This window comes from Selenomonas sp. ND2010, from assembly GCF_000702005.1.
GTDB lineage: Bacteria > Bacillota > Negativicutes > Selenomonadales > Selenomonadaceae > Selenomonas_A.
This window is the reverse complement of record NZ_KL370847.1, coordinates 46,801-70,415: the sequence shown is the minus strand read 5'-3', so window position 1 is coordinate 70,415 and position 23,615 is coordinate 46,801. Positions and strand designations below refer to the sequence as shown.

Sequence of the window (23,615 nt, the reverse complement as noted above, 5' to 3'; positions counted from 1 at the left end):
ATAATTATTTATTCGTCAGCAACACAAAAAACCCTCTCCCGAAGGAGAGGGTTTCTTGCAACCATGTAGTTAAATCCGTTACCGGAATCTCGCTTACTGAAGCAGGCTGAGAACCGAGCTGCTGCTCTGGTTTGCCTGTGCCAGCATGGACTGAGCGGCCTGCATGAGAACGTTGTTCTTCGTGTATTCCGTCATCTCTTTTGCCATGTTGGCATCGCGGATCGTGGACTCCGAGCTCTGGACGTTCTCGGAAGCCGTCGTCAAGTTAGCGCTCGTGTACTCGAGACGGGACTCGATCGAACCGATCGTCGTCTGCTGATCAAGAGCCTTAGCTACAGCATTGTCGAGAACGCTGATAGCTGCGTTAGCCTGCTGCTGCGTACCAATCTGGATGTTTGCCCCCGAGGAGCTCTGGAGACCAAGGGCCTCAGCACGCATATCCGTCAGGCCGACTTTGATGCTCTGGTTTGCTTTCGTGCCAACCTGGAGAACCATAGCGTTGTCCGTGGACTTGTTCTGTGCACGGATGGACTCGGAGAAGTTGTCGAGAACTGCGTTAGCAGATTTCTGGACAGCACCCTTCGTGTTCGTTACGGAAATCGTCAGACCAGAGATCTGGTTCTTTACCGAGGAACCACCAGCCGTAATCGTCAGAGCGTTCGTCGCATCAGCCGTAGCAACCGTATCGCCAGCAACGTCCTTACCGATGTAGGAGTTAGTGCCAATCGCCGTGCTGAATGCTGCTTCCGAGGTCTGGCTGTTTGCCGCCTTGATGAGGTCAGACAGGCTGTTCGTAGCGCTGACGGAAGTCGTGTAGGTCTTGCCCTGTTTTACGAAGGAAATCGTAACTTTGTCCATCGAGTTGATGTTCAGGCTGTTGCCGTTACGGTCTTTCATCTCGCAGAACTTCGTCGTGCCCGTCGTATCAGTGCTGAGGCTCTGGTTGGACAGTGCCGTGGACGTAGCTTTGACTTCGCTGTTGTGCGAGCCGTCTACGAGCAGCTTGCCGTTGTACGTTACGTTAGCGTTGTCGTTGATCTGGTCGATGCTCTGGTCGAGCTCTTTCTGGATCGTAGCGCGGTCGCTGTCCGTGTTCGTATCGTTGGCTGCGTTGATGACTTTCTCTTTGAGAGTCTTCAGGATGTCAACCGTGGAGCTTACTGCACCCTCAGCAACTTTCATCATGCTGCTGCCGTTCTGCGTGTTGCTGTTAGCCTGGTCGAGGCCACGAATCTGAACGCGCATACGCTCGGAAATTGCATAGCCCGAAGCGTCATCAGCAGCACCGTTGATCTTCATGCCGGAAGAAACCTTTGCCAGGCTCTTCGTCAGTGCATTCGAGTTCTTGTTCAGAGTGTTCAGCGTCGAGACTGCCGACATGTTGTTTTTAACTACCATACCCATGATAATATTCCTCCCTGATAATACAGAAAAATTATTTTGTAACGGACATCCATGCCCGTCGCTAACTATATAATAGTAAGCTGATCCGTAAGTTTGGGGCTGCTAGCTGACCACCATTGCTTTCCTTAGCAGCTTACATATTATCGTAAGTGATTTCTTACATAGTATATATCGGAGGTTTTCCGATTTCCTTAATACCTTTTTAAAAAAAAAATTAATATTTTCGATTTAGGATATTTCCCACTGGATTGACGCTCTGCAAATCATAGGCGTGCACCGTGGCATTCTGCCGCTTGGACTTATTGAGCCACGCCTTGGCCTTATAGATAATCTGCATATCGAGCGGCTTGATCTTCTCTACCAGAGCCCGGCATTCCTCGGTCTTCCGATAGACTTCCGTCTCGGGCAAGGCTTTCATGCGCTCCACGATGACATCGCGCTGGCGCGTTAGTTCCGTGAACGCATCAATATCCTGTTTATCGATGAACTTCAAAAGCTCCTGAGAGAGTGTGTAGTACATCTCCCAGTTCGCTTTTGCCTGTTCCATTGCATCATTAGCCGACATAACTGTCACCCTGTGCATTCTTCGTGCCCTGATCCTGACGCGCTTTTTTCATTGCCTGCGCCCAAGCATCACGAAGTTCTTTGATAATATCGATTGCTTCCTGCACCAGCTTCGTATCGCTCTTCATATTGCCTTCGACCAAACGATCGTAGGTATAATTGTAAAGCGGCATGAGCTGCTTGCTGATATCATAATCCATGTTCAGCGTGATGCGGAACTCCGAAATGATATTCTGTGCTTTTTGCAATGAGATATTCGCTTGTTCCCACTGCTTGGCCTCAATGGCATCTTTGCCTTCATTCATGAATTTCAAGCAACCATTGTAGAGCATCAGTGTCAATGCTTCCGGGGTTGCCGTCATGATTTGCTGACGTTTATAAGCTTCAGCTGCATTGTTTACCATATATGCCTCCTAAAGAAATCAATTGCCATTGCTGATATAACCCATCTGCATCGACAATTTCTGAATCGCCTGTTCCATGGCATCGTATTTCTTATACAATGACTTTTCAAAGGCATCCATCATCGTTTTGAAATTCGACATCTTGGTCTGCATCTCCAGGATCAAATCACCAAGAGTACTGCCATCCGATGCCGAGGACGAAGTGCCTGCATAGGACTTCATCGTTTTCAGATTTTCATTGACCTTATCGGTAATGCGGTTGATTACACCTTCCTTGTTGTAGTCCGTATAAGACTCGCCCTTTTCATTTACGGCATCACCCGACGAAGCAAAAATCTGATAGACGCAGTCCGGGTCAGCAGCCAGTGCCTTTTTGAGCTTGTCCTCGTCAAGACGCAGATGACCACGGTCGGTCGACGACTCAATACCGATGGACATCATCGTGTTATAGCTGCTGTCAACCGAGTCAACCGGCGTGTAGATTGCCTCGCGCATCGCGCTGATAATCTTGCCCAGCGTTTGGTCGTGATACAGAAGACCGGATTTGGCCTTCTCGTTCCACTTCGTAATCTGGTCCTGCGTCATCGCATTTTCCTGCGATTTCGTCAGTACATCGTAATCGCTGTAACGAGTCTCGTTGTACTTCGAGTTGAGCTCATCGAGCATCTTGTTATAGTCTTCGACGAACTTCTTGACGTTCTCGATAATCTTATCCGTATCCTGCGATACCGATACTGTCGCCGACCCAACAGCACCAACATTGTAAGTAACGTTAGCAACATTGATTTTGCTGCTCGTCGTTGCATAGTCTTTACCATCAATCGTAACCGAACCATTCGTACCAGTTACCGTCAGCGTATTCGTACTGGTACCCGTTGTGAGTCCAGCATTAAATACCGTATTGAGGAATGCCCGCGACGAAGTTGCCTTGTCCGTTGTATCCATCGCATCGATTGACAAGGTAATATCCTTGGTACTATCCGCATTCGTCAGCGTCAGCTTGCCATCATTGGAAAGCGTCGCCGTCACATTAAGGCCAGTGCCATTGATATCCTTCATCAAGTCATTGAGTGACTTCGATGCTGCCTGTTCGGCCGTGTATACAATCGTCTTGCTGGCCGAGCCATCGTTGATGGTAAAGGACAGACCATTCGTTGCCACACTGCCCTCAATATCGCTAAGTTTCGTATTCTTCGTATACGCCGTGGAATTAACGCTGGTCATCGTGCCTTTTTCGGCTTTCGAGCTTACCCCATTTGAGGTCTCCGAAAGCTGCGGCAGCGACGTCATCGAGTCCCCGTCGACCTTAGCCAGATTGAGGTTATTGATAAGCGCGCGAGCCGCATCGTCAGCCTTGGCATTCGTCGTCACGCCATCTTTCGTCTCAGCGCCCGTACGGTTCTTAACCGAAAGGACAATCTGATTATCGACGCCACCGTCTTTCTGATAGATGCTGAAAGCATCATTCGTCGAATCATAGGTAGCCGTCATATTGACGTCAGCATTTTTAATCTTGGCAGCAAGATCGTTTAACGTCTGCTTGCTATCATAGAGTTCTGCATACGTAAACGAAATCGTAGTGGTTGTCGTACTCTTAGCATTCGGATCACCATTACTGATCTCAAACGATAATGCAACCTCATTGCGAATCTTAGCCTTATCCTCTTCACTAGCCGCTGCATCCACAGCTGCCTTGTATTCCGCCTCCGTTTTCTCGGTCTGCCCAGCAATAATATCTTTGATATACATGCTGTTGCCAGCGCTTTCATCATTGCGCGTAATGGCGCTCTGCGACTGCATATAGGCATTGCTCGATACCGAGTTGACCTTAACGGTATGGCTCATATTGGCCGCCTCAGCATTAGCAGTAGCTGAGACGACTGACGAGTTCGTACTAGCCGCCGACATCGGATTCGTCGTATACGACATCTTGTACGTAGACATCGTCGAAGTCTTGAACGTATTCAGATCTGAATAGATACTTGCATAAGCCTCTTTCAGCCATTCGTTCTTGACCTCTTTTTTATAGATCTTATCGTACTGGCTCTGCTTGTTCAACATACCGACCTTGACCATCGAATCAACGTCGATACCCGAGCCGGACAGGCCATAAATTCCCTGTACGCTCATCCCTTACACCTCCTTAGGCATTCTTGTCCAGGAATGCGCCAAGCCAATCCTTAGCTTTTATCATGTGTTTGATCATTTCCTCCGGCGGAACTTCCTTGAGCACCTCACCGGTCTTCCTGTCCAACATTTTGACAGACATCGTATTGACTTCCTTATGATACTGGAATTCGAGATCTGCATCAATGCGGCGCATCAAATCATTGAGTTCCTTTGTCATATAGCTGACAGAGGACTCATCCATCTTCTGCTCGTCTTCTTTTTGTTGTTTCTGATTCTTAGCATCCTGAGCATTTTCGCTCTGATTTACCTGTTCTTTAACAGCTGCCATATCAGAGGCCTTAGCTGTTGCTACCTCGGCATTCTCTTTTCTCGTGTTGACAGCAGTGTTATCGGCACTAGCCTTTTCCGCAGCACCTACAACAATAGCAGAAGCCACCACATCCTGAACTTTACCTATCATTGTTATCCCTCCGTAGAATTATTTAAGTTTTCCATAACCTTAATAATTATTTATTGGGCAAAGCAGCACTGAGATCCAAATCCTGCGGAGCCGGAGCTGCGGCCTTTTGATTTTCCTCCTGAATTGCCCGATAGATTTCGCCACGATAAATCTTGACTTCACGCGGTGCATCGATAGCAATCCGGACATTGTCGCCTTGAACTTCGACGACATTGATGACAATATTATCGCCAATCATGATTTGCTGGTGGGGTTTACGGGTAAGTACGAGCATTATTTGTTTTCCTCCTTATTTTCCGGAAACAATCTATGCTTGGTTGTGTAGCGGCTCTTGTCGAGCACAACCTGACGGGCCTGCATCGTGTTCTGATTCAGGACTACTGGTGCCATTAAATTGGCCGTCATTTCTGCTACCTTCCCACCAGGAATCGTCAAAAGCGTGTAAATCAGCATATCTTCCTGCGTTTTGATGCCGAGCTTATTCTGACTTTCATCATCAAGCTCGAACTCATAATCCGGGAAGAATACGAACGGCATCGTCATGAGGAATGCCAAATCCGGTGTTGTAATTGACTGCAGGAACACATAAGGGCTCTCATCATCATAAGGGATGATGAGAAACTCATGCTCATCTTCAAAGGCAGGGATACCATCTTCGAAATGTACTACCTTTTCTTCTGCGACTTCGATTTCGCCAAACCGTAATGTGTTGACCTTTTTCATTCGTTACGCCTCCAAATCCGCATGCTTCATCGCGTCATGCGTAGATATCGTATTTGCCTTCGGTCACCCATCTTCTGACATCCGCCTTCTGCTGCAGATACGTCTCGACCTTACCGGGCGTAAAATTCGTCTTGGCAAAGGCTTCCGTATCAATCTTGACCGTTACATCCCCTGGGTCTAAATTTCCCTCCGCCTTTACCGGCGTAAAATGGATTTCCGGGTCAGGGATAAGATTGGCAACGATATGACGCTGCTTGCTGATTTCCTGATTCAGCTTGCTGTCATACCGCTGTTTAACCGGCTGCCGACCTTTCTTGCCGCCATTTTCGATATTATCCCAGGCTTCCTCCGTCCAACGCGATGTCGTTTTCTTGAGGTCACTAAATCCCTGCTGTCCATGTTCCTTGGCAAAATCCGTATGATTCGTAAAACCATAGGAGTGGCGGCTTGGATACTGGTTAATCTCAACAGACGGCTGAGTCCAATGCGCATTAGACCGGGCCTGTCGATTTTCGCTATGCAGTTTTGCCGGTGTTGAATGGGCTTCCAGCTTTCCTAGCTGCGTGTGCATACCAATCATCGGTTGCGTTGTCCGCATATTTAACCGCAGCATAGATTATTTCACCCTTTCCCTAGGAAAATCCTGCTAATCCTTTATCTTACCTTTATTATACTATGTTTTCCTGCGTTAAGCTATCCTTATCGCAAGTAATCCGCCAACGACTGTGGCAAAATTCTGCCGCCGAGGGACAAACTCATATTGTAGATTGTCTGCTCCTGCATGAGCTGCACTGCCAGTTTTGCAACATCCGTCGAGCTGACATTGGTAATATCGTTCGTGATGATCTCATTCTGATTTTCCAGCATAGTCTGAACCGACTGATAGAGCTGCTGGCGGGCACCGAGTTTCGTCTCGGTGTTGACCGTCGTCGAATGCGCGGCATCAGCTACTGTCTGTCCATCTTTGGACAGCCAGTCATGGTCAGCATTTTCGACCTTAGTCCGGACCGTCAGCATCTGGTTAAGCATGGCTGCTCCCGATGCCTTATTGCCTGAAGCCGGGTCGTCAAAAATATCCGTCCCAAAGATTTCCGGCCCCGTAACATTTACCGTATCGGCTACCGGCTCCGTCGTACCATTTTTCTTGACCATGGAAACGCCCTTGTCATCGCCATGATAGGTAACGATCTGCTGCTTGACGGTAGCAAATTTCAGGGTAACACTGGTACCATTTACGCCTATCGCAGCACTAAACGACTCACCATCTGCCGTTATTTTTCCCGTATTGGCAAAATACTTTGCGACATCCGTACTGCCGCCCCAACCAGACAGCGTGCCAACTTCATCTCCATCGTTGACCTCTTTCCGCGACTCGCTGGCCATTTTATCTTTATAGCCATTTTCCACGAAATCCTGGCTGAACACCTTGCCATTTTTCGTATTGAGGTAGTAGGTATTGCCGTCACTGCCCGTGAGCGTCAGCATCTGTTTCATGCTGCCCGAGTCATCAACAGCCCCATTGCCGCTGAAAAATGCTGCCTGATTCTCGTCGAGCGTCTTCGCCAGGCCGCGGTCGACTTCTTCCGTCGACATGATAAACGGCTTGGTCAAATCCTTCTGACCACCAAATACATAGCTGTCGCCCTGCATCGTATTGCCGAGCGAAACGAGCTCCTGAATTTCGGCCATCATTTCCTTGGCAATAGCGGCCATATCGCTCGCGTTATTCGTGCTGTTAGCGGCTGCGACCGTCTTCTCCTTGAAGGTCGTCTGGATACTCGTCATATTGACCAGCGCCGCATCGGAAGTTTTCATCCAGGAAAGTGCCGAACTGACATTATTCTGGTACTGCGAATTTTCGCTTTCCGACACCGTATAGCGGAGATATTTCGAATAATCCACCGAGTTATCCGAGGGACGATGCAGTTTACTGCCGTCGCCCTGTTCCAAGAGTTTCGTCTGACGGGTATTGGCATCATTGAGCTGTTTCTGATAACCATAGACCATCTGATTACTGCTTACGCGAATAGACATTTTATTTCACCTCGTTAGTTCAAAGATTATCTGCCGACAGTACCCGTGCTATTGATAAGACGGTCAAGCATCTCATCCATAGTCGTCAGGCAGCGGGAGCAGGCACTATAGCCTTTCTGGAAGGTAATCATATTCGTGAGTTCCTCATTCCAGTCGACACCAGCTGTCGAAGAGCGCCAATTGACGATCTGGGTAATCAGGTCTTCCTGCGAACTCTCTTTGGCCTTTAACGACTCGGCATCGCTGCCCAGTTTAGACATCGCCGCATTGTAATAAGCGTTGAGCGAATCCGCCTCAGTAGCACGCGCCGATGTCGAAACCGCCTCCGTGCTGCCGTTTAAAAACACCTTAGCCGTATTGTATTTCTGAGCCTCAGAACCACTCATATTCATAAGTGCACTGAGATTAACCGCATTCGTACCATCTTTGGAACCATTCGTGACAATCTTATACGTTCCATCCAAAAGCTTTCCGTTGGCATCCGTATCCTGCTCTACCGAGAAGATACGAGCGGCTACGCTGTCCTGACCGCCAGTCTTGGAGAGCTGTCCATTAACGGTCAGCGCCGTAATGATATTAATGCCGCGAACCGTATCGGTCGATTTGACCGTTCCGTCAATGTTAACCTTCGGCGTTCTGGTTTTCGTACCATCACTGTTGGTCGTTTCCGTATAACTGATGGATCGCGTAACGGTGCCAGCAGTCATCGTCGTAGCCTTCATCTGATGATTGTCCGCATCCCATTCGTATACCGTATTATCATCACCATAGAAGTTCAAGCCGTAGAGCGGGCCCTTATATTCGCCATTCGTACCAGTTACCGTACCATCCGGCTGGGTAGTAAACGTCCCCAGCGAACTATCGGAGCCATTGATCCCCGATCCCTGCTGGTGCATGTTGTTGAACGTCGTGAGCAAAAAGCCTGCCATATCCGCCAGCTTATCGATATACTCTTTATCCTCAGCAATGGTATCCTGCTGTGCCTTGAGACTGCCATTCTGTGGCAGGAAGGTAATGCCGGATTCCTTGATGTTGATGACATAGTCGTTGATGCCATAATCACCATTATTGATAGGATCAGACATCTCAAGCGTCAGCCGTTCGACACCGCCGACCATTGTGATACCATTGGATACTACCGAGTACATGCCCTTCTCATCTTCATAGACATTAAGGTTCATATACTGCGAAAGTTCATCGACCAGCAAATCGCGCTGATCGCGCAGATCGTTGGCCGAAGCGCCGATTGCTTCCTGCTGCATGATGTTCTTGTTGAGCTGAACGATCTTAGCCGTCGTCTCGTTGACCTTATTGACCGTCACGCGCATATCATCATACTGGGAATTAATCTGGGACTGCAGCTGCTGACCAGCCGTCTTGATTCTATCGGCAAGGGTATTGCCCTTCTCGATTACCGCCACACGCGTGCTGGCAGTCGAAGCATCCTTCGACAGATTCTGCCATGCCGCGTAAAATTCATCCATAGCATTTAAGATACCGGTCTTGTCCGAGTCGTCAAATACCGCCTCAATCTTTTCATAGTTGACCTGCGTGGTCTTGTAATATTCCTGCGTCGAAGTCTCCTGCCAGAACTGCTTATCCGCATAAATATTGCGGGCACGTTCGATTGACATCGAATCAACACCCGTACCGACTATGACATTTCCATAAAGAGAGGATACTCCCTGACCTCTCGTTGCTGCGAGATTTACTTTCTGACGAGAATATCCTTCTGTTGAAGCATTTGTGATATTATGGCCGACTGTATCGAGCGACAGCTGATTGGCAAATACGCCGCGAACCATCGTATTCAAACCAGAAAATGTTGAACGCATTTATCTCACCTTTTCTTTCTTCATTTCCCTATCATCTTCTCTCATTCCGCAAAGGGAATCAAACATTTGCATCAAACATTTTAATTCCACGGCGATTCTCTACTTCCGGTGCCCCTGGAGGCGCATAAGTATCGTTAGCCGCGGTCTGGGTCATCACATTGATGTGAAAATCCACAAACTCCTTACTTCGTTTCAGGAGTGCCTGCGTCGATGCCAGTTCCCTCTGCAGGCGTTCATCCAATCCCTGGATTCTTGATAAGAGCCGCATAACCGCATCTCTTTCCACAGAGTCCGGCATGCTGGCTGCATAAGCAGTCATTCTCTTTTTCCCCGTCTTCTCAAGAAATTCGCGAGTGATTTTCTCAAGCTGACCAATTTTCGTTAAGGTGGGTTCAATCGCTTGAACAGCTTCGGTTACCCCCTTGCCAGCACTGTTTTCCTTCAGCGCTGTTTTTATCGCCTGGAGCTTTTCCAGACATTCTGTCGAGAGCATGAGCTGCGTACGCAACAATTTAATGACTTCATTCATCATCTTCCCACCCTTATTTTATCGATATGCCCTTAGGCATCGAATTCATAATTTTTCCGATGGCTGACCACTTCTCCACCACTTTGACCATAGGTCGGTTCGACGGTAGCGCCGCCAATCCGGTTCAAATGATAGGCAACAGCCTGCATGGCTCCACGAATAAGCAGACTGTTGCCTTCGCTTAACTCTTTTGCCTCCGCTGTATTTTTTGACAGCGAACTATGGAGTTGAACCAGAATCTGCTGCAGCTGCGGCGTTGGTGCCATTCGCACCAAATCTTCCATCTTGGTATCCTGCTTGATGGAACGATCTTCCACGGCCATGTGAATCAACACCTTCTGGCGCCTCTGTTCCAACTCCTTAATTTCCTTCGTTAAGGCATCTTCTTCTTTAACGAGTCCTTCAAGGGTCTTCATGTCAATTGTGACCAGTGCTTTTTTCTTCTTTGTCCCGAGCTCGATGAGCTGCAGATAAACTTTGTTCAAATCATTAAGTATTGCTGCAAATTCTTGCCACATAGGCTGCCTCCGTTCTCAGGAATAGATTTTTCATCAGAAACGCGTGTCCAGCAAGCGATCCGCAATGCTCTTGCTATCCACTTCATAAGTACCATCAGCAATGTGCTGACGAAGCGTTTCCACCTTTTCCGCACGGCTCTCGTCCATTCCACGAAGCTTCTGCAGCATGTTGCTGAACGTCTGGGCTTCACTGGAGAATACCACCTCATCCGCTTTATGTGCGCGTTCTGCGGCGCCGCTGCGTCTTGCACCGCCCGTTGAACTTACATTATAAGCGCCAGTCACTGCCTGAATATTGTTGTTGATAAGCATATCCTTTCACCACCCATTTTAAAAACTATGACTTTATAAGACCCCATAAGGATTCTTTTTATGTCTTCTGGTTAAAGTATCGTAAAAAAAAGCAGGAGACTTAACTCCTGCTTTTTAGCTATTATAAGCGTTTATATTAAATTTTCTTTATTTTTCTCTGTTTTTCGCCTTATTTCATGTTAAACAATCAACCAAGGTTGTTTTTCGAATACATGCCATGTCCATGACCGGTTGGTTTTGCTGCCTGTTTGGCGGCAGTAATCGCCGACGCTTTTTTCTGGAGTTCCTTATGGAGTTCCTCCTGACAACTCTGACAGATTTTGCCCGTGATAATCGGGTTGCCGCACTTCTCGCACGGATAGCTCATCTTTACACCGATCTGTTCAAAGCGGCCTTCACGAATCATCTTCTTGATCATCCCCTCAGGCGCACCAGTAGCCTCAACGATTTCCGGAATCTTCGAGCCCGGATTATCGCGAACATAGTTCACCACTTCTGCCTCTTTCTCAAGGATTTTATCATAACAATCCATGCAAACGCGATGCCCCGTATCCGCAAACAATTTGCCGCACATCGGACAATTTTTGTTTTTCCCTGCCATATCTTCCACTCCTATTCAAGCATCTCGCTATTCTATCGCAATCATAACTACATTTCGTATATATAAATAAATTCGGCAGGAAGGACAAATTTCCTCCCTGCCGAATAATTTCTTTTTTCTTGTTTCGTATTTTACCAAATTTTTCCCAGCATAAACCATGTACGCCCCTTGGCCTGCGCAGCTTGGGAAAGATTTGGATCGTCACCGATACGACGGGCATAGTCTAGCCGCGTAAACCAATCGTTGGCCTTCGTATAGGACAGTCCCAGGCCCCAGCCCCAGAGAGTTTCTCCGCTGGACCACTGTCCCAGCGAACCAGCACTTCCCTGGCGGTCTGGGGATCTATCGTTGTTGAACCAGACATGACCGCCATCGATGTAGGTACTGAACACGAGTCCCGGAATATCGGTATAGAAGCGCGTCTCCATCGTACCCATTACGCCCTCATCCCCAGAACCTTCGCCCTGCGGATAGGCACGCACGCCATTGGCACCGCCGAGATACATCTCCTCAGAACCGTCGAGATTGCGGCTGGCAATCTGACCGTTTGCCTTGACCATCACATCAGCGCGGTGACCGATTCGCTGTACTGCCGTCACATTGGCCTCCCCCTTGGTAAAGCGTCCTTCGGAGTGGCTGTCGGCCAGCGTACGACGGGCATCGGCACTATCGAATCCCAGTGTTCCCGTCGTAACCGTAGCGCTATAGTTAGCTGTAAAGCCATCACGGCGTTCAAAGCCATTGACGCCGGCATGGACACTATGCGAATGCTTCCGCTTGCTGTCGTTGAACATATCCAGGTCATCCTTCAGCTTGCGGTAATCATAACCATAAGTTGCCGTCAAACCACTGCGCGTGAAATGGTAGAGTGGCCGGCTGCCAAATACACTATAGGTATTGGCCACACCATTGGCACCGAGACTCCGCAGGCTGCCACCGACTTTGTAATCCATGCGGCTGTAACCAAAGCCCAGCATCGTGCCACCATGACCGATAAGTGCCTCATAGTTGGCATAATAGTTATGCATATCGGCATTGGAAATCATCGTACCGACACTGGCCTTGCCGCCGGTACCACCAACATCGTAGACGTTGTGCTGCAAACCATAACGGTAACGGCCGGAATTCTGGCTGCCGTAGTTTTCCACATAGAGAATCGTATTGGACCCCTTGCCCTTTTCAATGCGAACGGTCAAATCGCTGGTACCAAACTCTTTGCCAGGGCTCAGTACACCGACTGCCCGCGTACCGCTGATATCCGACAGGGAGTAAAGTGCCGACTCCAGATTCTTCGTCCGAATGATATCGCCAGATTTGAGCCCATTTACGAACCCCTTGGCCACTTTATCTTTCATGCGGGTCTGGTTGTCGATCTTTACTTCACCATAACGGCCCGGAATCACCTTGATAATAATCATGCCATCACTGCTCTCCTGCGCCGGCACATAGGCAGCGGCAGCCGGATAGCCATGCTGGCGGCAATACCGCGTGATAGAATTCAGCGTCACATTGAGCTGACTCATCGTGCGGTTCTTACCCATGCCATTTTGAAGGATGCGCGTAAGCTCGGCCTTATCCAGATAGAGTTCATGAGCGTCAAGGGTGAAATTTCCAATCGTGAATTCCACCTCAGGCTGTACCTGTGACTGTCCCTGCGTCTTATCCTGGACTTCGGCCGCTGGCGTGGGCATCTGCCGCTTGACATCTTCTCCCGGTTTTGACAAAGAAGACGCTGCCATAGCACTGCCGCTAAGCGCACCGAGAAGTGAAACGGCTGTCACACTTGCTGTGAGTTGTTTCTTCCACTGTTTCTTCATCTTACTGCATCCTTCTTTCTCCCTTACTGTCATACGGCGTTCTGAATTTCCGCATCGGCGTCGTGATTTGCCGTTTCGCCGGAAAGCGGAACAATCTCCAGATTTACAATCTCGCCCTGGCCATCTACCTGAACATGGGCTACACTGCCAGCATCTACGCTTTCCATATTGACGACATCACTGCCCGTAATGCCGATTTTAGCGAGCCGTTCCTTGCTGTCCATGGCTCCAATTCCCTTCAAATCGCCATCAAGACCTTCCGAAACATTGCCACTCGCCTCACTATCATGGACATCCCCACTATTTATCGTCGTGATTCCCAAAACCGTGCCTTTGGTATCACGGTATTCGAGGGCTGCTTTGGCGATTTCATTGAAGGTACTGACATCATCCATTGAAGACTGTTGATAAGCCGTCTGGTCTGGACGGAACTGCGATTTCGGGTTGACCGTATCGTGATATTCACGGCCTGGATCTACCATGACGACGGTAAAGGCTTCTTCATTGGCCGGATTCTGGCTGAACGTGTAGTTCTGTCCCAGATTCCCTGCCGATTTCCCCTTATACCAGCCATACACACCATATTGGCCCGGATTTTCGTTAGTAAGTTCCGTCTCATCCTTCGCCGCAAATGTGAATGCATCCGCTAGGCCGCTGTCCTTGGCTACCAGCCCCGTCACGCTGCCCGTGAACGTTGGAATCGCTTCGCCGACATTGATCTTCTGCGGCTCAGCAACGATATCGAGCCCCTTGCGGCGAATCGTTCCCTTACCGTCTGCCGACGTCTTATCCAGCTGATAGTTGTCATTGTCCAAATGAAGTGTATACGAAACATTATGGTCAAGCAAAGCATCGGTATCTTCGCCAGCGGCAGCATTTTCATTGTCATAGCTGCCAGAAACCGTAAGGCCGATATTGTCCCCCGCAATAATGCGGTCATCGAGAACGATATTGCCCGCAGCGTTTTCCACGCCATCGGTGCCATCGTATTCCTTGTCGGCCCGTGTGACATCGGTAATCGTGAGCAGGCGTTTTTCAATCGTACCATTGTGCCCCGTGAGCGCTGCCGTCATCCCATCGGTCGTCAGGCTCTCACTGGCTGCAGTATCTGCCAATTCATAGTTGCCATTGGTCCAACCGAGCTGATAGGTGTAATCCTTATCCGCACCAGCGTTCCAATCCGTATAGTTCCCAGACTTGACGAACACGCCCACCGTATCGCCACCGATAACATTGGTGGTATCGACAGTGATATTCGCAGCGTCGAGGTATTTATCCGCCAGCGAAGTGTCGCGGTCGTATTCCTTGACTGGCCCTTCTTTGACCGATACATTTACCGTACGCGGCGTTATCGTGCCGCTTCCCGTAAGCGTATCCGAGCCACCTTTGGCCTTGACCACATAGTTGTCCTTCGTCGCACCAGCAAGCTGGAAATTGCTGAAATAAACCTCCTGCGTCGTGACCTTGCCCTGCGAATCGCGAGCTACATCTTTGCCAGCATAGGCCGCACTGATGGAATCTGCCAACAGCGTAATGGCATTCTTTTCTGCCTGGATGACACCCGTATTTTCATCCGTACCATCCAGCAGATTGATGTGATTGCGCTGTTTCTTATCGGCATCAGCCGCCGCATCGCCATCATATTCCTTATCAATTCCTGTGCCATAGCCATCGGCAAAGTCCGCATAGACCACGCGTTTCTTGATCGCACCATCCCCCTTATAAGTATTGGCATCCTTCTCCGTCGCCAACCCCTTGGTGGTATTGCTACTATCGAGCGTGTAGTTGCCGGCCGTATTGCCCGTAAGTTCCAGCCTATAGTTAATCTGTTTGCCAGATTTTGCCGTGCTGTCCGGATCTACATTGGCATTTTCATTCTCATAAGCTCCCGTCACCGTGAGATTGACCGTATTATCTTTCGCCAAGATATCGTGACCATCCTCGAAGGTATAACCAAAGCTATTAATTACCTGACCGTTTGCGTCTTTGACCGCCGTGTTACCATCATAAGTTTTCGTATAACCACTGAGGTTATCCGTCCTGATTTTGAGCACGCGCGGCGTGATACTGCCAGTATTCGTATAGGTCTTATTCTGGAACGACGTCAGCATCGCTGCATCCATCTTGAAGTTCTTGAACTCCTGCGGCTCCAAATCATTAAGCGTATAAGTTACCCCATGACCAGAAACCACATTGACCTGATTGTTATCATAGACGGCGGACTTCAAATCGTATTTGATGTCGATGTTATCCCCGGTTACATCGGTATAGAGGGAAAGATGGTCCTTAGCATCCAGAACCGCATCCGTTCCATCGTATTCCTTAGTAATCGGCGTCGTCCATTTGGTTTTGACATCATTTGCCGTAAGTGCCAGCTGGCGAATCTTGCCCTTCTTGGCAGCCTCGGTGAAATAAACCGTATCGGCAATGGTGTAATTCTTGCCCAAGAAGCCCGACGCGTTATTCGCATCCGTGGCATTTTCGAGTGCCTGCTGGAGTCCCGTGTACTTAACTGCCTTGTAGCCAGTCTTTTCATCCTCAGTACTGCCCGTACCCAGCCAGTTTACGTCCCCATTGGCCGTAAAGCTGCCCTTTTCGGTCTGACCGCCTGCACCGATGCCCGTCTGAGCACCGCTGGCATCGGCCGTCCATTTGCCGTAAGTTCCGGTGATGTTATTGTCGCTTAGCTTGATAACCTCGCCATTGACTCCGACAATATTCTTGCTCGACAGCGAGTTGACCGTATCTTTGGCATCATAAGCCTTGTTGGCAGTCTTATCGCCAGCCTTGTTGTTGTAGTCAGACGCAGCGACATTGCCATCGTAGTTAAAGTCAGCCGAAATCTCTTTGGGCGTAATCGTGCCTTTGCCTGTAATCGTAAGAGACGGTTTGCCACTTACCAGCGTTGACCCTTTCGTACCATAAACCAGTTTGTAGTTCGCAGCATTATCGCCCTTCAGCACCGCATCGTAATAAACATCCTTGGATGTTACTTTGCCAGCACTGTCATAGGCGACATTCTTATCCGCATAGCGAGCGTTGACGTTATCACGGTCGAGCTCGGCTTTATCGCCACTGATAATTCCCGAAACATTAAGGATATTCGTGCCAATAGCCAAAGCCGTCCCATCGGGGTTAGCCTGGGTAGAGCCTGCCACCACATCCTTCTTGCCGTTATACACCTTCGTAACCTCAGGGTCGTGGAACGACACCGTGACATTCTTCGGCGTGATAGAAGCGGTACCCGCATCCGTAGTCTTCGTCAGCGTCTTAGCGGTAGCATCAAAGAACGAAACCGAGCTCAAATCAAAGTTCGACAGTGCCTTATCCGTCAGCGTAATCGTAAATTTCGCCTTGTTGGCATCAACACCGCTGGTCTCTGTTCCCGCCGAATTCAGATAGATACCGGCAGCACTGTAATTCTCCCCCTTGGTATCCGTCTGCCCGTTTTTCAGAACGACGCCACCAATGACGAATTGGTTGATATAGTCTGCTGCATCCTGTGAACCTGCCTGATCGCCATAGTCAGCGGCCGAATGATTGTACGAAATACTCGAATTCGTATCGTACACTTTATTGACCGCATCAAAATTCAACGTAACATCCGCATCGGTAAGGTTTTTGGGGCTAATCGTGCCACGACCATTGAGGACCGTTTTTTCTCCTTCTTTCGTCGTGACTTCATTGCCATTGGCATCGGCAATGAAATAGTTCCCTGCCTGTGCACCTTCCAGCGTGAATTTATACGTGACATTTTGCGAGGTCACCTGGCCATTCGCATCGCGGGCAACATCTGCACTGTCAAATACCGAATCCTCCTGCGACGCAAACGACACATGGACATCATCGGCAGTACCGCTCCGGCTCTTGATCCCACCATGATAATTAGGCGATATCAGCGAGGCATCATTGTTATAGGTATCCTTAAGATAGGCATTGCCATCATATTTCTTGTTGACATCATCGAATGTCACCTGCAAGCCAGCCTTATTGATGACACCATTATTCGCCGTAAACGAAGTGCCCTTTGTCCAGTTTTTATTATCATTGGATACGTAAATATCGTAGTTATTGGCAATGGCATCACTACCCGTGCCGATTTTGGCCGTATAGTTAATCGCCTTACCCGTGCCAGCATCAACATTATCATAGACTGCCGAACTATTATTGACACTTTGATCTTGGGTAAGCAAACCGTCGGCCGCATTATCATAGCCAACAAAAGTGACAACGCCATTTCCCGAAAGCGGCGTCGTCCCATCATAAACGACATTGGTCGCATCATAAGTCTTGGTAAAGCCACTAGCAGCCGCCTGCGCCTTCAATTTGCGCGGTGTGATGATGCCGCCATCATTGTTGGCTGTCTGGAACACCTTGGTGACATAACCATTACTGTCTTTGAGTCCTGCTGCGATGGCATAGTCGCCATTTTCCGTGACCTTGAGCTTATACGTCACATCTTTCTTTATCACATTGCCACTGCTATCACGGGCAACATTCGCATCGGCACCATTCGCATCGCCATAGTTCGCGTCGCCAACCGTATACGAAAGATTGACATTCGTATTGCCAACCGTCGCATAAAGATCACCGACGAATTCGTCCGCCGTGTGATTTACACCCTGCGCATCCTTATAGGCAACCGAAGCACTTCCGTCATAGGCCTTGGTAATCGTCCCATGCTTCAGCGTCAGTTCATTCATACTGTTGATGGTCAGCGGATTGATAGTGCCTATGCCGTAATCGCTGTCCTCATCGAGCACATAGTTATCCGAAATAATGCTGTTTTTGAGGCTCACCGCCGCACCATTTGCATCTTTGCCCGTATATTTTACCGTACCAGCGATAACCGCATTACTGTTGTCGCGCTGAACGTGAGCATTCTTGGCAAATGTCGCATCCGTATTGCCTGAACCATAGGTCCCCATGATGCGCGTCGTATCAACGATGTTCCCCAGGGTATCCCCACTTACCAGCACCGAATTGGTACCGTCGGTGATGTCCGCTACCGAAATAACATCCGAAGTCTGTTCGCCCTTTACCATCTCCGAGTCATCATACGTCTTCGAGACATTATTAAACTGGATGTTCTTGATATGAACCGGATTGATGGCGCCCGTTGCTCCCGTAATGGTCTGCGTGGCCTCGCCCCCCTGCGTCTTAAACACATAGTTCGAGGCTTTGCCCGAAATCGTGCCATCTACTACACTTACGGTATACTTGATGCCTTGGTCAGCACCAATGCCATAGGTATTCGACTTGGCAACATTTTCCGAATCATATTCGCCTTTTATCGAAAGCTTCGTTCCATCGGTAGCGATAAGCTGATTGCTGCCATCGGCATACTTAACCAGCCCATCCGACAGAGCGATATCACTCGTCAGCTGGTTGTTATGGGTTACCTTGACCCACTTATTCCCATCATAAGTTTTATCGATATCGGTGGTCGTATCCCCCAGCGCCAGCGTAATCACACGCTTCTTGATGGTACCGCCGGAACCAGTTACCTCCGCTGTCGAACCATTCGTAATAGCCGCACCGTTAATCGTATAATTATCGGCATCACTGCCGCCAATGGTGACATGATAGCCTACGCCATAACCGGTGCCTGCATCGGTGACATGCGTAGTGCTGCCTTCCTGCTCGGTGAAATAGCCCGAATGACCATTGGTATCCTTCGTTACCGTGAAGGTCAAATCATCCCATACCGTTTTGTCCGCATTATGAATGACTTCATCGGAATAGACATTCTGCCCCAGTGCTCCATCATAGAACTCCGTATTATCATACGTTTTCTCTGCCCCTTGGGCCGCACCATTAACGGAAAAACCGCCCAGCGATATATTCTTCTTGGCAATGGTTCCCGTACCATCCAGATAGCCGCCAGTCGCCTTATTGACATCAGCGCCGACGCCATTATAGGCCTCACTGTAGAGCACATCGCCATTGGCATCGACCAAACGGTAATTTTTCGCATTATCGCCCGTAAGCTTTAAGCCGCTATAGCGTACCGAATGGCTACCAGCATTTTTCGTTGCCGTTCCCGTGCCATCGATATAGTTAGCCTCTGCGGAAGTGATATCGATACTGACCTTATCCTTATTGGTTGACCCTTCCGGGATAATGATCCCCGTAAGCGTAAAGGTATTGTCCGTAGCTGCTGCAGCCGCAGTGGTACCATCATAAGTCTTGTTGATTGCGGTACCACCCGAGTAAAAGCTGCTGTTAAAACCAATAACCAAATCCTTCTGGGTGATAGTACCTACCCCGGTAAGTGTCGTACCAGAAGAAAAATCCATTCCCGCTGTATTGAGGATGTAGTTATTCCTAGCTGCAATTCCGACCGAATTATCGGCGAACTTCAAGTCGATCGAGCTATCCGAACCGAACTTGATATCTTTGCCCTTGCCCACCGAAGCATCGGCATTGCCATTGCTATCAACAAACGAAGCAGAACCGGAAAAGTCTACGGTAACCGCATCTTTATCCACGTCGAGAATGCCTGACGTCGTCGTGCTGTTGCCACTGAACAGATTCTTGAGTGCTTCGCGGGCATCGGACTTGCCATCATATTGCTTCGTGATTGGCGTATTACTATAATCCGTGATAGCCTTGACCGTACGCGGAGCAATGCTGATATTGCCACCTACGAGGTCATAGCCCTGCTGGTTGGACCAGACCATGGCCAGCGTATTTTGCGTACCCGAAGAAGCCTCATAGGTCGAATTTTTTTGACCTGAGGTATTATACTTGATATCGCTGGCATCGACTGTCGATTTTCCCGTAGTCTTGATAAACGACGAAGCATCATTAGCAGTCGTTGCCGTCAGGGCATTATTATCCTTATCAACGATTTTCAGTGTCTCGCCGTTATAAACGAGCCCTGTCGGCTGGCTCGTCTCATCATACGCTGGCATATCGGTACTGCCGTTTGAACCAATACCAGACGCCCCCGATACGGCATTGCGGACGGAGGCCTTCTTATCGAGCGAACCATCGGCCTTGAAATAGCCATAGTTATACGAAACCGTCTTGATTCCCTTGGTCATCGAGGTAAGGATTGGCGTGTCCTGTCCTTCATAAATACGCCAGGTTGGACGGGTTACCGCGCCATTGCCATCGACCTTCACACCGCCAGTATTGCTGATATCCCAGCCCAAATCGCTGTAATATGCTTGACGATTCATAATGGAATCGCTATAAGTGACCTCCGCTGGACTTGCCCCAGCCGTTGTAAATTTTTGTATTTTACCATGACTGGTGTCCTTTACCAGCGAATGATCAATTTTTATTACCCCCGCCTGCGGATAAGGGCCATTATTCGAAATTGCATAACTATTGCTTACAGTCGCCGATAATTGATTCGTAGATGTTTTATCGCCAGATTTAGCAATAAACCCGTATTCTGCACTGCCATCAAAATAACTATTCGTAACTGAATTAGCCCCAGCGGAAACATAACCAATGAATCCAGCACCATAATCTCCCGTTATCTTAGCAGAGCTATACGAATTCTCGATAGTAACTCCCGTAGCTGTACCGACTAAGCCACCATTTTTTCCATCACTTGTTATCGTTCCAGTACTATAAACATTGCGAAGAACTGTTCCAGAACCAGCTGCTCCAACAACGCCGCCAGCCCATTTATCATCCGAATCCGTTATATTAACATTCGTAACACCTAAATTTTCAATCTGTGCTCCAGATGTTGCTCGGAACAATCCACCACCAGTAGTAGAAGTAAAGCCATCGATGGTAAATCCCATACCATCAAACTTGCCGGTAAAAGTCCCCGAATAGCCATTAGCGGATGTAATATCCTTCGACAGCATATAATTGCCGCCTGCATTGGTGATTCCAGACATAGAATCAATCAACTGATAGTACGTATTCTTCTTTTCCGCAGCCGTTAAGCTGTCGTTATTGGTACCATTTACCTTATAACCGCTTACACCAGTTCCCGTGGAATTACCAATATGAACATAGCCGTTAGCGCTGGATTGAAACGAAATATCATCATTCGTGACATTGACTGTATTATCTGCCGTACCCGAATTCATGAAACGGATATTGTTGCCTTCCAATACGACCGAATTGGCTGCAATCGAGCCCATATTGACAATATCCGAGGCTACCGTCGAAGAAGCATCCTGGATAACCGTAGAAATCGCCTTACCCGCTGCTACATTTTCCTTTGCGGCAGCGGAATCGAGATAACGGGTAGAGACATTAAACGAACCGGCACCAACATCAACGCTGCTGCCCTTACCGAAAATAACACCATTGGGGTTGACCAGATAGATATTGCCCCCCTTCGCATTGATGGCACCATCAATCTGGGAGGTATTCTGGCCCGAAACGATATTTAGATAGTTATGGGCATCGTTAAAATTTACACTTTCGCCCTTGGCTACCGAGAAATCCTTCCAACCGATGACATTATTCGGCGCCGTACTGGTGATATTTGTATCGACAGCACCAGCTGTAGCAGCTGCCACCTGATCAATCGCAACACCAGCCGTTTTTACCCCATCGCTGACTGGTGCACCATAAGCCACCGGTACGATGCTAAACATACCGGCAGTAAGTGCAATTCCTATATTAAGTACGAGTTGTTCCGTTCGTTTCTTCTGCCCCATCTCAGACACTCCATTCCGTCGGAATTATCTATCCTTACATTATGTATCTTCTTCTGCTATCATTGTACGCTATCTTATAGGAAACCTCAAATTAAAAAAGAAAAACTCCCCTCAGCCTGAAGGGAGTTTTTTATCTGTCATCCGTTACTGAAGCAAACTCAATACCTGGCTGCTATTCTGGTTTGCCTGCGCCAGCATCGACTGGGCAGCCTGCGTGATTACGTTATTCTTGGTATACTCCGTCATTTCCTTGGCCATATTGGCATCGCGGATTACCGACTCCGAGCTCTGCGTGTTCTCACTCGCCGACGTGAGGTTCGAAACCGTATACTCCAGACGGCTCTGCATCGAACCGATCGTCGTCTGCTGGTTCAATGCCTTCTGCATAGCCAAATCCAGCACGCTGATAGCCGCATTGGCATTCTTCTGCGTGCCGATATTGAGCGTAGAACCATCGACAGCCCTAAGCCCCAAGGCCGTAGCCCTCATATCGGAGAAACCAATCTTGACCGTTTGATTGGATTTCGTGCCAATCTGGAATACCAGCGCGTTATCCGGCGACGGATCTTCCGCACGAATTGCTTCTGTAAAGTCATTGAGTACAGCATTGGCTGTTTTATTCAGCGTACCATCATGATTAATAACATTAATCGTAAGTCCCGAAATCTGACCTTCAATACCTGCTGCGCCAGCCGTAAACAATAGTGCCGTATTTCCATGGACTGTCGTTACATCTTCCCCCATGCGGTCTTGACCCACGATATCCGATAAACTCATCGACAAAATATTACTATCTGGCTTTTTGCCATTAGCATCCTTGCTCATAGAAAACATGTCCCCCAGCTCCTTATTCTTTACGGGGTCCAATGTCGTAACATAAGTTTTTCCCTTATAAACATAGGAAAACTCAATTTTACTATCGCCTCGAATTCCCAGATTGCGGCCCGTACTATCGGTAAGGTCTTTCAACATTGTAGCGCCCGTAACGTCAGCCGACAAACTCTCATTCGCCAAAACCGTCTTCGTTCCTGGCTCCAACACTTCATTATTATGAGACCCATCGAGCATTACCTTGCCGTTATAGGAAACATTAGCATTCTCGTCAAGCTGATCGATAGCCTGGTCAAGTTCTTTCTGGATAACCGCGCGGTCAGCATCAGTATTCGTATCATTGGCCGCATTGATAACCTTTTCCTTGAGCGTGCTCAGAATGTCCACCGTGCTCTGCAGGCCGCCTTCGGCAACTTTGAGCATGCTGCTACCAGTCTGCGAATTATCAATATCCTGCTCAAGGCCATTGATCTGCACCCGCATCTTCTCTGAGATGGCAAAGCCCGAAGCATCATCGGCAGCACTGTTGATTCTCATCCCTGAAGCAACTTTTTTCAAACTTTTCGAAAGCGCCTTATCATTTTTGTCGAGCTGATTCAGCGTATTCTTCGCTGCCATGTTATTCTTAACTACCATAGCCATAATGGCCGACCTCCTTGTTTCCGCTATCTATTATGCTAAGACATCCATATCCTCCCCGACATGGATATCATCTCTTGCTACTTCATGTATCGTCAAAATCAGTTTTTTTCTTAAGCGATTTTCCGCTCTATTTAAAATTTAATCTTTTTCTCTCTAACTGTCAACCTGTCAC

General features: G+C 48.5%; 17 protein-coding genes. All 17 read right to left on the bottom strand.

All coding sequences use genetic code 11. The annotated features are described in order from the left end of the window. Positions 1–93: 93 nt before the first annotated feature. The 17 genes from T504_RS0112385 to T504_RS0112305 all read right to left on the bottom strand — a co-directional run bounded on the left by T504_RS0112385 (position 94) and on the right by T504_RS0112305 (position 23,443). The gene (locus tag T504_RS0112385) at positions 94–1,404 is read right to left on the bottom strand and encodes a flagellin N-terminal helical domain-containing protein (protein WP_033171355.1); all 1,311 of its coding nucleotides are present in this window, start codon (positions 1,402–1,404) and stop codon (positions 94–96) included. A 214-nt stretch (positions 1,405–1,618) separates the two neighbouring features. Further along, positions 1,619–1,969, bottom strand: a complete 351-nt coding sequence (locus T504_RS0112380) for a hypothetical protein (protein WP_051635371.1) — start codon at positions 1,967–1,969, stop codon at positions 1,619–1,621. Continuing rightward, complete coding sequence (gene fliS, locus T504_RS0112375; protein WP_033171354.1) at positions 1,959–2,372, bottom strand: flagellar export chaperone FliS; 414 nt, start codon at positions 2,370–2,372, stop codon at positions 1,959–1,961. Before fliS ends, T504_RS0112380 begins: the two co-directional genes overlap by 11 nt. An 18-nt stretch (positions 2,373–2,390) precedes the next feature. Continuing rightward, the gene (gene fliD, locus T504_RS0112370) at positions 2,391–4,502 is read right to left on the bottom strand and encodes a flagellar filament capping protein FliD (protein ID WP_033171353.1); all 2,112 of its coding nucleotides are present in this window, start codon (positions 4,500–4,502) and stop codon (positions 2,391–2,393) included. Between the two features lie 13 nt (positions 4,503–4,515). After that, positions 4,516–4,962: a flagellar protein FlaG gene (locus T504_RS0112365; protein ID WP_033171352.1), complete on the bottom strand. Its 447-nt coding sequence runs from the start codon at positions 4,960–4,962 to the stop codon at positions 4,516–4,518. Between the two features lie 46 nt (positions 4,963–5,008). Then, on the bottom strand, positions 5,009–5,236 hold the full coding sequence (csrA, locus tag T504_RS0112360) for a carbon storage regulator CsrA (protein WP_033171351.1): 228 nt from the start codon (positions 5,234–5,236) through the stop codon (positions 5,009–5,011). Further along, on the bottom strand, positions 5,236–5,685 hold the full coding sequence (fliW, locus tag T504_RS0112355) for a flagellar assembly protein FliW (protein ID WP_033171350.1): 450 nt from the start codon (positions 5,683–5,685) through the stop codon (positions 5,236–5,238). Before fliW ends, csrA begins: the two co-directional genes overlap by 1 nt. Before the next feature lie 34 nt (positions 5,686–5,719). Further along, positions 5,720–6,298 carry a DUF6470 family protein gene (locus tag T504_RS0112350; protein ID WP_033171349.1) on the bottom strand — a complete coding sequence of 193 codons (579 nt, stop codon included), beginning with the start codon at positions 6,296–6,298 and terminating at the stop codon, positions 5,720–5,722. A gap of 86 nt (positions 6,299–6,384) precedes the next feature. After that, positions 6,385–7,719, bottom strand: a complete 1,335-nt coding sequence (gene flgL / locus T504_RS0112345; RefSeq protein ID WP_033171348.1) for a flagellar hook-associated protein FlgL — start codon at positions 7,717–7,719, stop codon at positions 6,385–6,387. A 26-nt stretch (positions 7,720–7,745) separates the two neighbouring features. Next, on the bottom strand, positions 7,746–9,554 hold the full coding sequence (gene flgK / locus T504_RS0112340) for a flagellar hook-associated protein FlgK (RefSeq protein WP_033171347.1): 1,809 nt from the start codon (positions 9,552–9,554) through the stop codon (positions 7,746–7,748). Positions 9,555–9,612: 58 nt separating this feature from the next. Next, a complete protein-coding gene (flgN, locus tag T504_RS0112335; protein WP_197018719.1) occupies positions 9,613–10,083 on the bottom strand; it encodes a flagellar export chaperone FlgN in 471 nt (156 codons plus the stop codon). Between the two features lie 32 nt (positions 10,084–10,115). Beyond that, on the bottom strand, positions 10,116–10,601 hold the full coding sequence (locus tag T504_RS0112330; protein WP_033171345.1) for a flagellar protein FlgN: 486 nt from the start codon (positions 10,599–10,601) through the stop codon (positions 10,116–10,118). 33 nt (positions 10,602–10,634) lie between these two features. Beyond that, positions 10,635–10,913: a flagellar biosynthesis anti-sigma factor FlgM gene (flgM, locus tag T504_RS0112325; RefSeq protein ID WP_033171344.1), complete on the bottom strand. Its 279-nt coding sequence runs from the start codon at positions 10,911–10,913 to the stop codon at positions 10,635–10,637. Between the two features lie 187 nt (positions 10,914–11,100). Beyond that, on the bottom strand, positions 11,101–11,514 hold the full coding sequence (locus tag T504_RS0112320) for a flagellar protein (protein WP_051635370.1): 414 nt from the start codon (positions 11,512–11,514) through the stop codon (positions 11,101–11,103). Positions 11,515–11,645: 131 nt separating this feature from the next. Further along, positions 11,646–13,331: a ShlB/FhaC/HecB family hemolysin secretion/activation protein gene (locus T504_RS0112315; RefSeq protein WP_033171343.1), complete on the bottom strand. Its 1,686-nt coding sequence runs from the start codon at positions 13,329–13,331 to the stop codon at positions 11,646–11,648. Positions 13,332–13,360: 29 nt separating this feature from the next. Then, a complete protein-coding gene (locus T504_RS0112310) occupies positions 13,361–21,970 on the bottom strand; it encodes a filamentous hemagglutinin N-terminal domain-containing protein (RefSeq protein ID WP_033171342.1) in 8,610 nt (2,869 codons plus the stop codon). Between the two features lie 144 nt (positions 21,971–22,114). After that, entirely contained in the window at positions 22,115–23,443 is a 1,329-nt protein-coding gene (locus T504_RS0112305; RefSeq protein WP_033171341.1) for a flagellin N-terminal helical domain-containing protein, read from the bottom strand. Between the last annotated feature and the right edge of the window lie 172 nt (positions 23,444–23,615).

Coding starts and splice junctions, on each gene's coding strand:
- T504_RS0112350 (WP_033171349.1), bottom strand. CDS start 6,298: ATGCTGCGGTTAAATATGCGGACAACGCAACCGATGATTGGTATGCAC.
- T504_RS0112380 (WP_051635371.1), bottom strand. CDS start 1,969: ATGTCGGCTAATGATGCAATGGAACAGGCAAAAGCGAACTGGGAGATG.
- T504_RS0112320 (WP_051635370.1), bottom strand. CDS start 11,514: ATGGCAGGGAAAAACAAAAATTGTCCGATGTGCGGCAAATTGTTTGCG.
- flgM (WP_033171344.1), bottom strand. CDS start 10,913: ATGCTTATCAACAACAATATTCAGGCAGTGACTGGCGCTTATAATGTA.
- flgN (WP_197018719.1), bottom strand. CDS start 10,083: ATGAATGAAGTCATTAAATTGTTGCGTACGCAGCTCATGCTCTCGACA.
- fliW (WP_033171350.1), bottom strand. CDS start 5,685: ATGAAAAAGGTCAACACATTACGGTTTGGCGAAATCGAAGTCGCAGAA.
- T504_RS0112330 (WP_033171345.1), bottom strand. CDS start 10,601: ATGTGGCAAGAATTTGCAGCAATACTTAATGATTTGAACAAAGTTTAT.
- T504_RS0112365 (WP_033171352.1), bottom strand. CDS start 4,962: ATGATAGGTAAAGTTCAGGATGTGGTGGCTTCTGCTATTGTTGTAGGT.
- T504_RS0112310 (WP_033171342.1), bottom strand. CDS start 21,970: ATGGGGCAGAAGAAACGAACGGAACAACTCGTACTTAATATAGGAATT.
- T504_RS0112385 (WP_033171355.1), bottom strand. CDS start 1,404: ATGGGTATGGTAGTTAAAAACAACATGTCGGCAGTCTCGACGCTGAAC.
- flgL (WP_033171348.1), bottom strand. CDS start 7,719: ATGTCTATTCGCGTAAGCAGTAATCAGATGGTCTATGGTTATCAGAAA.
- fliD (WP_033171353.1), bottom strand. CDS start 4,502: ATGAGCGTACAGGGAATTTATGGCCTGTCCGGCTCGGGTATCGACGTT.
- T504_RS0112315 (WP_033171343.1), bottom strand. CDS start 13,331: ATGAAGAAACAGTGGAAGAAACAACTCACAGCAAGTGTGACAGCCGTT.
- T504_RS0112305 (WP_033171341.1), bottom strand. CDS start 23,443: ATGGCTATGGTAGTTAAGAATAACATGGCAGCGAAGAATACGCTGAAT.
- fliS (WP_033171354.1), bottom strand. CDS start 2,372: ATGGTAAACAATGCAGCTGAAGCTTATAAACGTCAGCAAATCATGACG.
- csrA (WP_033171351.1), bottom strand. CDS start 5,236: ATGCTCGTACTTACCCGTAAACCCCACCAGCAAATCATGATTGGCGAT.
- flgK (WP_033171347.1), bottom strand. CDS start 9,554: ATGCGTTCAACATTTTCTGGTTTGAATACGATGGTTCGCGGCGTATTT.